Source organism: Streptomyces sp. Q6, assembly GCF_036967205.1.
Taxonomy (GTDB): Bacteria; Actinomycetota; Actinomycetes; order Streptomycetales; family Streptomycetaceae; genus Streptomyces; species Streptomyces citrinus.
Map to the genome: position 1 here is coordinate 561,396 of NZ_CP146022.1, position 15,192 is coordinate 576,587.

Sequence of the window (15,192 nt, forward strand, 5' to 3'; positions counted from 1 at the left end):
CCAGGTCAAGACGTGTGCCGTCGACCCCTCGGCAGCCGACATACCGCTTGGTACGCTCAACCGCCCCTGTTCGCACAGCAGTTGGGAGAACGATGCGCACCCGCCCGAGACAATGGCGCCTCGCGGCCGTCGGGATCGCCCTGTCGGCCACGCTGACCAGCACCGCGTCGCTGCCGTCGGCGGCAGCCGACGGGTCGCGGAGCCCGCACGGCGGCGGCCTGTCCGCCACCATCCGCTACACCGAGTACGGCATTCCGCACATCGTGGCCAAGGACTACGCGAACCTCGGCTTCGGCACCGGGTGGGCGCAGGCGGCCGACCAGGTGTGCACGCTCGCCGACGGGTTCGTGACCGTACGGGGTGAGCGGTCGCGCTGGTTCGGGGCGGACGGCGCGCCCGACGGGTCGCTGTCGTCGGCCACCAAGAACCTCTCCAGCGACCTGTACTTCGGGGGCGTGCGCGAGAGCCGCACGGTCGAGAAGCTGCTCGCCACGCCCGCTCCGGCCGGGCCGAGCCGGGACGTCAGGGACGCGATGCGCGGCTGGGCCGCCGGATACAACGCGTGGCTCGAGCAGAACCCGATCACCGACCCGGCGTGCAAGGGCGCCGGCTGGGTGAAGCCCGTGACGACACTGGACGTGGCGGCGCGCGGCTTCGCCATCTCCGTGCTCGGCGGACAAGGACGCGGCATCGACGGGATCACGGCCGCGCAGCCCCCGACCGCGACGGCAGCCGACAGCGCCGCCCCGAAGGCTCCTTCGAAGGGCGAACTGGCCGCTGCCGCACGCGAGTTGTTCTCGCAGGACGACTCGGACATGGGGTCGAACGCGGTGGCGTTCAGCGGGGCGACGACCGCGAACGGGCGGGGCCTGCTGCTGGGCAACCCGCACTATCCGTGGCAGGGCGGTCGCCGTTTCTGGCAGTCGCAGCAGACGATCCCCGGTGAACTGAACGTCATGGGCGGGTCGTTGCTCGGCACCACCGGCGTCTCCATCGGCCACAACGCGCACGTCGCATGGAGCCACACGGTGGCCACGGGCGTCACCCTCAACCTGCACCAGCTCACCCTCGACCCGTCGGATCCGACGGTGTACGTGGTGGACGGCGCGCGGGAGAAGATGACGAAGCGGACGGTGACCGTGCCCGTGAAGGGCGGCGCCGACGTGACGCGCACGCAGTGGTGGACGCGGTACGGGCCGGTCGTCACCTCGCTCGGGGCGCAGCTCCCGCTCCCCTGGTCGGCGACGACGGCGTACGCGCTGAACGATCCGAACGCGGTCAACCTGCGCGCCTCCGACACGGCGCTCGGCTTCAGCAAGGCGCGGTCGACGGACGACGTCCTCCGCGCGCTGCGCCGTTCGCAGGGCATTCCGTGGGTCAACACGATCGCGGCGGACTCCGCGGGACATTCGCTGTTCACGCAGTCGCAGGTGCTGCCGCGGATCACCGACGATCTGGCGGCGCGCTGCTCGACGGCGCTCGGCAAGGTCACGTATCCCGCGTCGGGCGTCGCGATCCTCGACGGATCGCGCGGTGACTGCGCCCTCGGCAAGGACAAGGACGCGGTGCAGCCGGGCATCTTCGGCCCGTCGCGGATGCCGGTGCTCAAGGACGCCCCGTACGCGGAGAACTCCAACGACAGCGCCTGGCTGGCCAACGCCGACCGGCCGCTCACCGGGTACGAGCGGGTCTTCGGGACGATCGGCACCCCGCGCTCGATGCGGACGCGCGGCGCGGTCGAGGACGTCGCGGGTATGGCCGGCAAGGGCTCCCTGACCGTGGCCGATCTCCAGAAGCAGCAGTTCGCCGACCGGGCTCCGGCCGGGGACCTGGCGGCGGCGGACGCGGCGAAGGCGTGCGCGGCGCTGCCCGGCGGCACGGCGAAGGCCGGTGACGGCACGACGGTCGACGTCTCCGGTGCCTGTGCGGCGCTCGCCGCCTGGGACCGCCGGATGGACACCGACAGCCGGGGCGCGCTGCTCTTCGACCGGTTCTGGCGCCGGCTGACGGCCACGGTGGCACCGGCGTCGCTGTGGAAGGTCCCCTTCGACGCGGCCGACCCCGTCCGCACCCCGAACACGCTCAACACCGCCGGCCCCGGGTTCGCGACGGCGCTCGCCGACGCGGTGGCCGAACTGCGCGGCGCGCGGATCCCGTTGGACGCGAAGCTGGGCGAGCACCAGTTCGTCGTGCGCGGCGGTGAACGCATCCCGGTGCACGGCGGCACGGAGTCGCTCGGCGTCTGGAACAAGGTCGAGCCGGTGTGGGACCCCCAGGGCGGCGGCTACACGGAGGTCGCGCACGGCTCCAGCTACATCCAGGCGGTCGGCTGGGACGGCGGGCGCTGCCCGGTGGCGCGCACGCTCCTGACGTACTCCCAGTCGTCGAATCCGAAGTCGGCGCACTACAGCGACCAGACGCGTCTCTTCTCGCAGAAGAAGTGGGTCACGGAGCGGTTCTGCGAGCAGGACATCCTGAAGTCGCCCGCGCTGAAGGTGGTGCGGGTGCGCGACTGACGCGCGCCGCGGGACACAGCCGCCGGAACGTCCCCCGGCCGCGGCGCATCACGCCGCGGCCGGGGACGTCGCACGCGCGTCATCCGGCCGCCGGCGCGCCTCAACCATCCGCTGCTCATGCGGGCGCCGCGCGACGCGCGTCGGTGCCGGTCACACGGCCCGGGTGCGCCCCTCCCAGTACGGGTCACGCAGGCGTCGCTTGTAGAGCTTGCCGTTCGGGTCGCGGGGCATCGTCTCGATGAAGTCGACGCTCTTGGGCCGCTTGTAGCCGGCGAGCCGCGTCGCGCAGTGATCGAGGATCGCGGCGGCCAGCGCGTCGCCGGCCTCGTACCCCTCGGCGACCTCGACCACGGCCTTGACCTCCTCGCCCCAGTCGTCGTGCGGGATGCCGAAGGCGGCCGCGTCGGCGGCGGCCGGGTGGGTGAGGAGCGCGGACTCGATCTCGGCGGGGTAGATGTTGACCCCACCCGAGATGATCATGTCGATCTTGCGGTCGCGCAGGAAGAGATAGCCGTCCTCGTCGATCAGGCCGAGGTCGCCGACGGTGAAGAAGTCGCCGATGCGGTTCTTCTTCGTCTTGCCCTCGTCCTTGTGGTACGAGAATCCGCCGGTGCTCATCTTCAGGTAGACGGTGCCGAGTTCACCGGCGGGCAGCCGGTTGCCGTCGTCGTCGAACACCGCCAACTCACTGATGGGCCACGCCTTTCCGACGGTCCCCGGCTTCTTCAGCCAGTCCTCGGCCGTGGCGAACGCGCCGCCGCCCTCGCTCGCCGCGTAGTACTCCTCGACGCACGTCCCCCACCAGTCGATCATCGCCCGCTTGACGTGGTCGGGGCACGGCGCGGCGCCGTGGATGGCATGCCGCATGGACGTCACGTCGTACCGGTCCTTCACCTCCTGCGGCAGCGCGAGGAGGCGGTGGAACTGGGTCGGCACCATGTGCGTATGGGTGCACCTGTACGTGTCGATGAGGCGCAGCATCTCCTCGGGCGTCCACTTGTCCATGACGACGAGGGTGTGCCCGATGTGCAGGGACGCGCCCGCGAACTGCAGCACGGCCGTGTGGTAGAGCGGCGAGCAGACGAGGTGGACGTTGTCGTCGTAGGGCTTGATGCCGAAGATGCCGAGGAAGCCGCCGAGGTAGGACTCCTCGGGCAGTTTGTCGAGCAGCGGCCGACGGATGCCGCGCGGGCGGCCCGTCGTGCCGGACGTGTAGTTCATGACCCAGCCGAGGGTGCGTTCGGTGGGCGGCGCCTCGCTCTGTCCGTCGAGGAGTTCGGTGTACGGGCGGAAGGTGTCGACGTCACCGACGGCATAGCGGTGGGTGGCCGGGAGCTTCGCCTCGTCGGCGGCGGCGCGGGCCTGTTCGGCGAACCGCTCGTGCGCGACGAGCACCTTGGCGCCGGAGTCGGAGACGATCCAGGCGATCTCGGGGCCGACGAGGTGGTGGTTGACGGGGACGAGGTAGAGCCCGGCCTGCTGGGCGGCGAGGTAGGCGGTGAGGAACTCGACACCGTTGGGCAGGATGACGGCGAACGCGTCACCGCGCTCCAGGCCCGCCGCGCGCAGTCCGTGGACCATCTGGTTGGCCGCGGCGTGCAGCCGACCGGCCGTCCAGGGTTCCCCGCCGGGGGCGTACAGGACGATGCGCTCGGGTTCGGCTGCGGCTTGCGCCCAGAAGCCGTTGGGGGGTGTGCTCATGGGGCGGCTCTCCTCCTGTGGGTCCGATCCGGTGGAGCGGGGTGGGGCGGAGCGGGGCGGGGTGCGTTCCGGCGCAGTCCGGTGGGGTGCGATCCGGTGCGGTGCGACCTGGTCCAGTCGTGTGCCGTGTGATTCGGTCCGGTCCGGTGCCGTGCGATCCGGTCCGGTGGGATGTGGTCCGGTGCTGTGCGAGCCGGTCCGGTCCGGTGGGATGTGGTCCGGTGCCGTGCGAGCCGGTCCGGTCCGGTGGGATGTGGTCCGGTGCGAGCCGGGCTGATCCGGTCCAGTCCGGTGCCGTGCATTCCTGTCCGGCCTGGTCCTGATCCACTTCGATCCGGTCGGTCGCGCTCCGATCCGGTGCCGGTCCGGGTCCAGTGCGATCCGGCGCCCTTCGCGGACCGGTCCTGATCCCGATCCGGCCCTGGCCTCAGCCCCGGGTTCCGGTCTGCATCCGGTCCTCGTCCGGTCTCGTCCAGTCGTCTGCCGTTTTCTGGTGTCACGTCGCGGGCGCCTCGGTCCGCCTCGGGAGCGCCGCCCGGATTCGCTCCGGATGCGCCCAGCGGCCCAGCGCCCGGCGCCCGGCGCCTCAGCGCCCCGCGATCCGGTTGATCCGGTCGATGGCCTTCTCGAAGCCGCTGGTCAGTTCGTCGAAGACCGCCTGGACGCTGCGTTCCTCGTTCATGCGGCCCACGATCTGGCCGACCGGAGTGCCGAGCAGCGGCTCGACCTCGTACTTCTGGATCCGGGACACGGCCTCGGCGACGAGCAGCCCCTGGAGCGGCATCGGCAGCGTGCCGGGTCCCGACGGGTCGTCCCACGCGTCCGTCCACTCCGTGCGCAACTGCCGCGCCGGCTTTCCGGTCAGCGCGCGCGAGCGCACGGTGTCGCCGGAGCCCGCGGCCAGCAGCTTGCGGGTGAGCGCGGGCGAGTGCATGTCGGCCTCGGTCGTGGTCAGCCACACCGAGCCGAGCCACACGCCCTGTGCGCCGAGCGTGAGCGCGGCCGCGACCTGCTGACCGCTGCCGATGCCGCCCGCGGCGAGCACCGGCAGTGGGGCGACGGCTTCCACGGCCTCGGGAGTCAGCACCATCGAGGCGATGTCTCCGGTGTGGCCGCCGGCCTCGTACCCCTGGGCGACGACGATGTCGATGCCCGCCTCGGCGTGCTTCCGGGCGTGCCGGGCGCTGCCGGCGAGCGCGGCGACGAGGACGCCCTGGTCGTGGGCGCGGGCGATGACGTCGGCCGGGGGTGAGCCGAGCGCATTGGCGAGGAGTTTGATCGGGTAGTCGAAGGCGACGTCGAGCTGGTTGCGGGCGACCTGTTCCATCCAGCCGGTGATGCGCCAGCCGGACGCCTCCCCCTCGGCGAGTTCGGGTACGCCGTGCTTGGCGAGGGTGTCCCGGACGAACTGCCGGTGGCCCTCCGGGATCATCGCCTCGACGTCGGCCTCGCTGACGCCTTCGACCTTCTTGGCGGGCATGACGACGTCGAGCCCGTAGGGCTGTCCTTCGGTGTGCTCGTGCAGCCAGTCCAGGTCTCGTTTGAGTTCGTCGGGCGCCGTGTAGCGGACCGCGCCGAGCACCCCGAAGCCTCCGGCCCTGCTGATGGCGGCGGCCACCGCAGGGAACGGCGTGAAGCCGAAGACGGCGTGCTCGATCCCCAGTTTCTTGCTCAGCTCCGTCTGCATGGCCGCAGGATGCCGCAGTCGACCGGCCGACGGAAGAGGTTTTCTGATGCAGCGTCAGATTCTTCACCACCCGGCCACCGACATGACCTCCTGACCCACGACCGAAACGACTTCCCGACCCGACACGACCTCCCGACCCGCCACCCCTCACGAGTCCCCGGCCGTTCACCCCACACGCACCCCCGGCGCGTCACCCGACACGCCCCCTACCGGCCACCCGGCGCGACCTCCGGGCGCGATCTCCGGACGATCACCCGGCACGGACGGTTGACACACCCTGCGGCTGACATGAAAGTTTCACCCGTTGAGCGAGATCCCGAAAGATACTTTCAGGAGGCCATTCCATGAGCGCAACGGAAGCAGACAGAACGCGGTCCGGTCTCACCCGGCGTCAACTGGGCGCCGCCGGTGCCGCGTTGGGCGGCGCGCTCGCCCTCGCCCCGTTTCCGGCGGGCCCCGCCGCGGCCGCCGGACAACCGGCGCGCCCCACCCTGCGCCACGGCTCCCCCGAGCGGGCGGGCCTGCTGGCCGGCCACCTGCGCCAACTGGTGGCCGATGCCGAGAAGTTCCTCGCCCCTTACCCCGGAGGCCCCAAGCACCCCTGGTACGCGGGCGCGGTGCTGCTCGCGGGCCGGGGCGGCACGGTGGCGCTGCACCAGCCGATCGGCAAGGCGGTGCGCTACTCCCACTACGACGACACGACCGACACGGGCGTCGAGTTCCCGGCGGAGCAGCAGATCGACATGGCCGAGGACACCGTCTTCGACCTGGCCTCGGTGTCGAAGCTGTTCACCTCGATCCTCGCGGTGCAGGAGATCGAGCGCGGGGCGCTGGAGCTGGAGGCGAAGGTCGCCGCGTACCTGCCCGACTTCGCGGGCGGGGGCAAACAGGACGTGACAATCCGTCAACTGCTGACCCATACCTCGGGGTTCCGCTCCTGGATCCCGCTCTACAAGGAGCCGACGCGGGCCGGTCAGATCGCGCTGATCTGGAAGGAGGCGCTGCTCAATCCGCCCGGCACCAAGTACCTCTACTCGGATCTGAACCTCATCTCGCTCCAGCTCGTCCTGGAGGAGCTCACCGGCAAGACCCTGGACGTACTGCTGCGCGAGCGGATCACGCGGCCGCTCGGCATGACCCGTACGCGCTACAACCCGCCGGCCGCGTGGCAGCCGAAGATCGCGGCGACGGAGGACGCCCGCGCCCCGTGGTCCGGGCTGGACCGGGGGCTCGTGTGGGGCGAGGTGCACGACGAGAACGCGTTCGGGCTCGGCGGCGTCGCGGGCCACGCCGGGGTCTTCTCATGCGCCTGGGACCTGGCGATTCTCGGCCGGACCCTGCTCAACGGCGGCGTGTACGGCACGGCCCGCATCCTCTCCGAGAAGTCCGTGGAGCTGATGTTCACGGACTTCAACACGGCGTTCCCCGGCGACGAGCACGGCCTCGGCTTCGAGCTCTACCAGCACTGGTACATGGGCGCGATGGCGACGCCGCGCACCGCGGGCCACACGGGCTTCACCGGTACGTCGATCGTCCTCGATCCGACGACCGACTCGTTCCTCATCGTGCTGGGCAACTCCGTTCACCCCGTACGCAACTGGCGATCCGGCTCCGCTCCCCGGGTCGCCACCGCGAACGACATGGCCCGCGCCGTCGCGGTGCGTCCCGCGCACGGCCGCACCGCCTGGTTCTCCGGGATGGCGAGCGCCACGTCGGCCACGCTGACCCTGCCCGACGTGCGGCTGGCCTCGGCCGACGCGCGTCTGACCTGCGCCCTGTGGTGGGACACGGAGCCGCACTCCGACTTCCTGCGCCTGGAGGCGTCGACGGACGGCGGCGCGAGCTGGACGCCGCTGCCGTTCACGACGGACCGCGACGACGCGCACCCCTCGGGCGCGGTGGACGGCTACGGGGGCCGCACCTGGCACCGTCTCGCCGCCGACCTCGGCGCGTTCGCCTCGCCGCACACCAGGGTCCGTTGGCGATACACCACGGATCAGCTCTATGTCGGGCGCGGCGCCTACGTGGACGGCATCCGGGTCACCGACGGCGACGACGTCGTGTTCGACGAGGCGCGGCCCGCCGACTCGTCCCGCATCGAGGCGACGGGCTGGACCGCCTCGGCGGACTGACCCGCCACCACCGCGCGGGTGCGCGTCGCCGTCCCCGGCGCGCACCCTCGGCCGCACCGCGCGGGCCCGCCGGGTCAGCGGTCGCGCGGCGCCGGCGCCGTCGACTCGCGCACCACCAGGCGGGGGCGGATCAGCAGGGAGCGGCCCGCGCCGGAGGTCGTCTCGATGCGGGTGCGGAGTTGCTGGAAGGTCTCGGCGGCCATCTCGGGGAGCGGCTGGCGGACCGTGGTGAGCGGGGGTTCGAAGAGTTCGGCGAGCAGGATGTCGTCGAAGCCGACCACGGAGACCTCGCGGCCCGCGCTGACGCCGGCGTCCCGGGCGCCGCGGCACACGCCGATCGCGCACATGTCGTTGATGGCGACGAATCCGGTGGGCGGCCGGGGCGCCGCGAGGAGTTCACGAGCGGCGGCGCGGCCCAGTTCGGCGGACTCCTTGTCACCGAACTCGCTGGTCGCGGCGCCCGGCCAGACGACCGCGGAGGCCGGGTCGACGCCCGCCTCCTCCAGCGCGGCACGGAAGCCGCGCAGCCGCTCGCGGCGGTTGACACTGCTGACCGAACCGGAGACGAACGCCAGCCTGCGGTGGCCGAGTTCGAGCAGGTGGCGGGTCGCGAGCTCGGCGCCCATCGCGTTGTCGACACTGATACTGGAGAGCGACGCCGGGTCGCCGGACTGGGCGGCCCGGTCGAAGGCGACCATCTTCAGCCCGCGCTTGAGCAGCGGCGCGACGTGATCGAGGGTGGGCAGCGACGAGCACAGGACGACACCGCTGACCCCGTCGGCGAGGAGTTCCTCGCCGTACTTGAGCTCGCGGGCCGGGTCGCGCTCGCTGTTGCAGAGCAGCACGTGGTAGCCCTCGGCGAGTGCCACGGCCTCCAACTCCCGCGCCAGTGACCCCCAGAAGGGGTTGGCGACGGACGGGACGATCAGACCGATGACCTGGATCCGGCCGGTGCGCAACATCCGGGCCGCACGGTTGGGCCGGTAGCCGAGTGTCTCTATGACCTGCTCCACGCGGGCGAGGGTGGTGGGCTGCATACGGTCCGTGCGTCCGTTGAGGACATTGGAGACCGTGCTCGCCGACACCCCTGCCGCCTGCGCGACTTGATGGATCGTTACCCCGCTCAACGCCGTGCCACCTCCGGCTCGTCACGTCACTGTACGCAGCAGTGTACCGATTTACTAGACGAGGATCATCGGTTCAGCCCGCTCACTTCCGCGTAACAGCCCGGAAAGATTCTTGTGCTCAGGCGGTTGACGCCTCGCGAAGGCCGTTCCTAGCATCACTGCATCGATTTACCAGAGGTCGCTCACTCTCACCGGTCCCCCAAACCGCTGTTCTTCAGCACTGCTTCAGCATCACGACAGGGCACGTTGCAGCACCGATTCACTAAATCGGTGCACCTCTCGACCATCTTGCTTCCTCGCCTCTTAAGGGGTGTCCCATGGAACTCACGAGACGATCGCTGCTGGCCGCGCTCGGCGCGGGCACGGCCGCGGCGCTCACCGGCTGCGCCGCAGGATCCGACGCGGGCGGTTCGGCCGACGGACCGGCCAAGGGGGAGATATCCCTGCTCACCCCGATCTACGAGGGGGCGGACGGCAAGCAGCTCCTGGAGGGGAAGATCCTCCCGGCCTTCCGCAAGAAGTACCCGGACGTGACGGTCAAGGTCGACTACACGACGTACCAGCAGCTCAACGAGAAGATCACCACCGCCCTCGCCGGCGGCCTCCTGCCCGACGTCCTGATGCTCGGCGTGGGCTGGGTCCCGCCGTTCGCCGCGAAGAAGGTCCTCGCCGAGCTGCCCGAATCGCTCGCGGCGAAGTACGACTACGAGGACCGCGTCCTCGAACCCTCCCGCTACGACGGCAAGCTGTACGCCCTGCCCACCGTCATGGCCACCCGCCTCGTCGCCTACCGCAAGGACCACTTCGCGGCCGCCGGCATCAAGAAGCCCCCGGCGTCCCTGGCCGAACTGCGCGCCATGGCGAAGGAGTTGACCAAGGGCGACCGGATGGGCATGGACCCGTTCTCCATCGATCTGCGCCAGTGCTGGGAGACGTTCCTCTTCGCCAACGGCGGCTCGCTGTTCAGCGCGGACGGCAAGAAGCCCACGTTCACCGGCCGACGGGGCGTCGAGGCACTCCAGTTCTTCAAGGACCTGACGGCCGACGGCTCGGCGGACTACGCCCGGAAGACCGAGGCCGACGCGGGCGCCGCGACCAATCTGCAGCTCGGCAAGGCGTCGATGATGATGACCGGCAGCGGCCTGTGGAAGCAACTGACGGAGCAGAGCCCGGAGTTGATCGAGAAGGACCTGGTCGGCGCGTTCGTGCTGCGCGGCCGCAGGCCCGCGATGCTGACCGGCGGCACCCTCGTGTGCCAGTCGGCGCGCAGCCGACACGCGGCGGCCGCGCAGGCGTTGGTCGCTCACCTGGCCGCGCCGGACAACGTCCTCGCGGCGGCGAAGCAGCGGGCGACGGTGCCCGGCATCACGGCCCTGCGCTCGTCCTCGTACGTGAAGGGCAACAAGCTGGTCGACTTCTCCGTGCGGAACCTCGGCAGCGCCTGTGCCGAGGGCGGCACGCCCGCCTGGATGGAGATCCGCGAGAAGATCAAGCCGACGCTGGAGCCGGCCGTCGTGGGCGGCACGTCGGCGGCGTCCGCCATCGCCGAACTGGGTGAGCTGGCCGAGTCGGCCATCTCGCGGCTGTGAGGGGCGACCGTCGTGGGAGCCGTCTCCGTACTCAAGACGCGGCCGCAGGCCGCGCCCGCTGAACCTCCGCGCCGCACCACCCGGCCCGTGCGCCGCACGGGGCCCGGGGCCCGGCGGCGTCGCGCGGGCATGCTCATGGTCGCGCCCGCGCTGCTGCACGCCGCGCTGTGGATCGGCCTGCCGGTCGTCGCCGCCGTGTACCTCGCGTTCACGTCGTACGACGTGCTGTCGGCACCGCGCTTCGTGGGCCTGGACAACTTCCGGGACATGCTCGACGACGAGGTGTTCCGCAAGTCGATCGTCAACACCGTCGTCTACACGTTCTTCACGGTGCCGTTCGGGATGGCGCTCGGGCTGCTGCTGGCCCTCGCGCTCAACACCGGGCTGCGGGCGCGCGGGGTGTTCCGGACCGCGATCTTCCTGCCGCAGGTGACGGCGACGGTCGCGATCGCCCTGGTCTGGCTGTGGATCTACAACCCGCGCAACGGCCTGTTCAACACGTTGCTCGGCCTGTTCGGCATCGAGGGGCCCGCCTGGCTGGCGTCGACGTCGTGGGCGATGCCGTCGGTGATCCTCGTCGGGATCTGGCAGGGCATCGGCATGAAGATGCTGATCTACCTGGCCGCGTTGCAGACCCTGCCCAAGGACCTGTACGAAGCGGCGTCGGTCGACGGGGCGTCTCCGGTCCGCCAGTTCTTCTCGATCACACTGCCCCTGCTCAAGCCCGCCACGTTCTTCGTCCTGATCACCTCGTTGATCGGCGCGTTCCAGTCCTTCGACCAGATCTACATCCTCACCGACGGCGGCCCGGCGGGCTCGACGACGATGATGACGTACGAGATCTACAAGTCGGCGTTCCGCGAGTTCCGCGTGGGATACGCCTGTGCCCAGTCGCTGGTGCTGTTCGTGCTCCTCATGGGGTTCACCCTGGTCAACCGCCGTGTCATGGGAGGCACTCGTGGCCACGACTGAGATCGCGCGGCCGCGCTCCGAGGTCCGGCGGCCGCCGGCTCCGGGCCGGATCGCCCTGTACGTGACGCTGTCCGTGGTGTCGCTCCTGATGGTGGTGCCGTTCCTCTGGATGATCGTCACCTCGCTGAAGACACCGGCGGAGATCGCGTCCGAGCACGCCGGACTGCTGCCCGCGCACTGGGACTTCGGGAACTACGCGGACGCCTTCGAGGCGGCGCCGTTCGCGACGTACGCCCGCAACAGCTTCGTCATCGCGCTCAGCCACACCGTCCTCAACGTCGTCTTCGCGTCGATGGCCGGGTACGCGCTGGCCCGGATCCGTTTCCGCGGCAGCGAGTTCCTCTTCTACTGCTTCGTCGCCGCGCTGATGATCCCGACGTACACGAAGGTCCTGCCGGAGTTCCTGATCGTGCGGTTCATGCCCCTGTTCGGCGGCAACGACCTGTTCGGGCAGGGCGGCAGCGGCTGGCTCGACTCGTGGTGGGCGCTGATCGTGCCGGGCGCCGTGACACCGTTCGCCGTGTTCCTGTTCCGCCAGTTCTACCTGGATCTGCCGGTGGAGCTGGAGGAGGCGGCGCGGCTCGACGGGCTCGGCGAGTTCCGCATCTACGCCCGCATCATGACGCCGCAGGTCAAGCCGGCCCTCACCACGGTCGCACTGCTGACCTTCGAGTCGTCGTGGAACAACTTCCTGTGGCCACTGCTCGTGACCCGCACCGACAGCCTGCGTGTCATCCAGGTCGGCCTGTCGGTCTTCAAGACGGAGAACGGCACGCAGTGGCACTTCCTGATGGCCGGCACGACGCTCGCGACGCTGCCGATGGTGCTCCTGTTCCTCCTCGGCCAGCGCTACTTCGTCCAGGGGTTCGCGCACACCGGCCTCAAGTGAACCGACCGACTCCCCATGTTCTACGAAGGGTTCCGCATGTCCAGTGATCTTCAGGGTTCCCGTGCGCTCGTGACGGGCGCGGGCCACGGCATCGGCCGGGCCATCGCCGTCGCGCTCGCCGCGGCCGGCTGCGACGTCGCCGTGCACTACCGCAGCTCCGCCGACGAAGCGGCCCGCACGGTCGGCGCGATCGAACAACTCGGGCGCCGCGCCAAGGCGTTCCACGCCGATGTGACGGTCACGGCGGACGTCGACCGGCTCGTCACGGAGGCCGCCGACTTCCTCGGCGGGCTCGACGTGCTGGTCTGCAACGCGGGGCATCTGATCGGCCGGGCGACGGTCGCCGAGATGAGCGACGCGCACTTCGACCAGGTGCTCGACGCGAACCTCACGTCGACGTTCCGTACGTGCCGTGCCGCGCTCCCCCATCTCACGGCCTCCCCCGCCGGGCGGATCGTCACCATGTCCTCGCTGGCCGCGCACAATGGCGGCGGCCCCGGTTCGGTGGCGTACGCCGCCGCGAAGGCCGGGGTGCGCGGCTTCACGAAGGCCCTGGCCAAGGAGGTCGCGGGGGCGGGCGTCACGGTGAACGCGGTCGCGCCCGGCTTCATCCGGGGCACCGCCTTCCACGACACGTTCACGCCGCCGCAGGCGCAGGAGACGATGGCGGCCGGCATCCCGGTGGGCCGCCCCGGCACGCCCGAGGACGTGGCGGCGTCCGTGGTGCACCTCGCGTCACCCGCGTCGGGGTTCCTCACCGGTACGACGCTGGACATCGACGGTGGCGTATGGCCCCGGTGAGGCGGATCCCGCGCGAGCGGGGCGGCTGGTGGCACGCCTATGTGTGCCCCGCGCACGGCCTGGAGCTCGACCACGGCGATCCGCTGTCCGGAGTCTTCCCGGAGGGCGGCGCGCTGTGCGCCCGCGGCTGCCGGGTGGACACACCCGAGGTGCGGGGAGCCTGGACGGTCCTCGCGCACCAGGCGTGGGCGCGCCACGCCCGTCTGCTGGCGCTGCGCGGCGACACGGCGGGCACGCTCGGGATCCTGAGCGCGTACGCCGATCTGTACCGCGAGCTCGCGGGCGACGGGCACGACGGGGCGCAGCCGTGGATGCTGCGTGGCCGGCTCTTCCACCAGGCGCTGACCGACGCGATCTGGGCGGTGAACGTCGCCGACGCCGTGGCGACCCTCGCGGAGCACGACGCGCCCAGAACGGCCGAACTCCTGCCGCTTCTGGCGGAGTTGGAGCGGGCGGCGCTCGACGCCCGTGACGTCCTGGTGGAACGCGGCGACCTCGCCTCGAACTACCTGACGTGGCTGACGGCGGCGGGGACCGGAGCGGGGCGGGCGGCCGCGCTGGTGCGCGGCACGCCGTGGGACGGCGCCAAGGAGTGGCTCGACGGGCCGCACGGCCTGTACGCGCACCTGCGGGCGTGCGTCGGGGACGACGGCTGGCAGTGGGAGGGCAGCACGTACTACCACGGCTTCGTCCTGCGGGCCGCGCTCCTGGCGCTCCGCGGATCCGATCCGGCCGCCCTGCCCGCCGATGTCGCCGCGCGGCTGACGGGCATGGTCGACGCCCTGGCGGTCCTCGCGACGGACGGCGGAGTGCTTCCGGCGCTGAACGACGGCCCGTACCGGAGGACTCCGCTGGCGCTGGAGTGGCTCGAACTGGCCGCGCTGGCCCAGCAGTTCGTGGAGTCGCCGCGCTGGGCGGAGGTCGCCGCGCGGGCCCGTACCGAGGCGGGCGCGGCGGACGACGGTCTGGACCGGGAGCTGTCCGGCTGGTTCGCCGGGCCGCCGCTGCCGGAGCGCTCCGCACCCGCGCCGGTGTCGGTCTTCGAAGAAGCGGGGTACGCGGTGGTGCGGGCGGCGGGGACGCACGCCGTCCTCTCCTTCGGCCCGCACGGCGGCTCCCACGGCCACCGCGACAAGCTGGCCCTGTCCCTGTACGGGCGGCTGGCCTGCTGGCAGCCCGACCCCGGCCAGGTTCCGTACGCGCACGCCGAGTTCCGTGACCATTACGCGTCGACGGCCGCGCATCCGGCGTTCCTGGTGGACGGCGCGGAGCAGGCGGAGTGCGCGGGCCGGCTGCTCGCGCGGGACGCCCTGTCGGTCACGGCGGAGGCCTCGGCCGCGTACGAGGGTGTGCGCGCGGTGCGCCGGGTGGAGGCGGGCCGCTGCCATCTCGTCGACGTCCTGACGCTGACCGTCGAGGACGGCCGGGAGCGGCGGCTCGCCGCCCTGCTGCGCCCCGGTGTCGCGCTCGACGTGCAGGTGCAGCCCCGAGGGCCGGTGCGGACCACGTGGTACGGGGAGAGCGAGGTGCTGCACGGCTGGCACCTGGCCTCGGAGCCGGTGCGGCCCGTGACGCGGCCCGGCCCCGGCCCGGCCGACGACCCCCACCTCACGCGCGCCTGGGTCGACTTCACCGCACACGGTGAGCGGCTCGTGCTCGTCTCGGTGTACCAGGCGGCGTCGCACGGGCCCGCGGTGACGGACGTGCGGATCACGGACGAGGGCGTCGTGGTGGAGCTCGCCGACGGGACGCGCGGCGTGCACGGGACGGGGGCCTGA

10 protein-coding genes are annotated in these 15,192 nt (G+C 71.5%); 7 read left to right on the top strand and 3 right to left on the bottom strand.

Going from position 1 to position 15,192, the window contains the following annotated elements; translation table 11 throughout:
• Nucleotides 1-92: 92 nt before the first annotated feature.
• Nucleotides 93-2,516, top strand: a complete 2,424-nt coding sequence (locus V2W30_RS02790; RefSeq protein WP_338693347.1) for a penicillin acylase family protein — start codon at nucleotides 93-95, stop codon at nucleotides 2,514-2,516.
• 150 nt (nucleotides 2,517-2,666) lie between these two features.
• On the opposite strand, the gene V2W30_RS02795 is transcribed toward V2W30_RS02790, so the two are convergent.
• Both V2W30_RS02795 and V2W30_RS02800 read right to left on the bottom strand, forming a co-directional pair.
• Complete coding sequence (locus V2W30_RS02795) at nucleotides 2,667-4,217, bottom strand: acyl-CoA synthetase (RefSeq protein WP_338693349.1); 1,551 nt, start codon at nucleotides 4,215-4,217, stop codon at nucleotides 2,667-2,669.
• 586 nt (nucleotides 4,218-4,803) lie between these two features.
• Nucleotides 4,804-5,904 carry a nitronate monooxygenase family protein gene (locus V2W30_RS02800; protein WP_338693351.1) on the bottom strand — a complete coding sequence of 367 codons (1,101 nt, stop codon included), beginning with the start codon at nucleotides 5,902-5,904 and terminating at the stop codon, nucleotides 4,804-4,806.
• A gap of 344 nt (nucleotides 5,905-6,248) precedes the next feature.
• On the opposite strand from V2W30_RS02800, the gene V2W30_RS02805 reads away from it, so the two are divergent.
• On the top strand, nucleotides 6,249-8,036 hold the full coding sequence (locus V2W30_RS02805) for a serine hydrolase (RefSeq protein WP_338693353.1): 1,788 nt from the start codon (nucleotides 6,249-6,251) through the stop codon (nucleotides 8,034-8,036).
• Nucleotides 8,037-8,110: 74 nt separating this feature from the next.
• Here V2W30_RS02805 and V2W30_RS02810 read toward each other — a convergent pair whose 3' ends face one another.
• Entirely contained in the window at nucleotides 8,111-9,163 is a 1,053-nt protein-coding gene (locus V2W30_RS02810; RefSeq protein ID WP_338693357.1) for a LacI family DNA-binding transcriptional regulator, read from the bottom strand.
• Nucleotides 9,164-9,480: 317 nt separating this feature from the next.
• Here V2W30_RS02810 and V2W30_RS02815 point away from each other — a divergent pair, with 317 nt between their 5' ends.
• From V2W30_RS02815 to V2W30_RS02835, 5 genes are read left to right on the top strand one after another with little or no spacing between them, the layout of a single operon-like run.
• On the top strand, nucleotides 9,481-10,752 hold the full coding sequence (locus V2W30_RS02815) for an ABC transporter substrate-binding protein (protein ID WP_338693359.1): 1,272 nt from the start codon (nucleotides 9,481-9,483) through the stop codon (nucleotides 10,750-10,752).
• A 12-nt stretch (nucleotides 10,753-10,764) separates the two neighbouring features.
• Complete coding sequence (locus V2W30_RS02820) at nucleotides 10,765-11,724, top strand: sugar ABC transporter permease (protein WP_338693361.1); 960 nt, start codon at nucleotides 10,765-10,767, stop codon at nucleotides 11,722-11,724.
• The gene (locus V2W30_RS02825; protein WP_338693363.1) at nucleotides 11,711-12,613 is read left to right on the top strand and encodes a carbohydrate ABC transporter permease; all 903 of its coding nucleotides are present in this window, start codon (nucleotides 11,711-11,713) and stop codon (nucleotides 12,611-12,613) included. The genes V2W30_RS02820 and V2W30_RS02825 overlap by 14 nt, the downstream gene beginning before the upstream one ends.
• A gap of 36 nt (nucleotides 12,614-12,649) precedes the next feature.
• Nucleotides 12,650-13,414 (top strand): SDR family NAD(P)-dependent oxidoreductase, encoded by a 765-nt coding sequence (locus tag V2W30_RS02830; protein ID WP_338693365.1) that lies wholly within the window; start codon nucleotides 12,650-12,652, stop codon nucleotides 13,412-13,414.
• On the top strand, nucleotides 13,402-15,192 hold the full coding sequence (locus V2W30_RS02835; RefSeq protein ID WP_338693368.1) for a heparinase II/III domain-containing protein: 1,791 nt from the start codon (nucleotides 13,402-13,404) through the stop codon (nucleotides 15,190-15,192). The genes V2W30_RS02830 and V2W30_RS02835 overlap by 13 nt, the downstream gene beginning before the upstream one ends.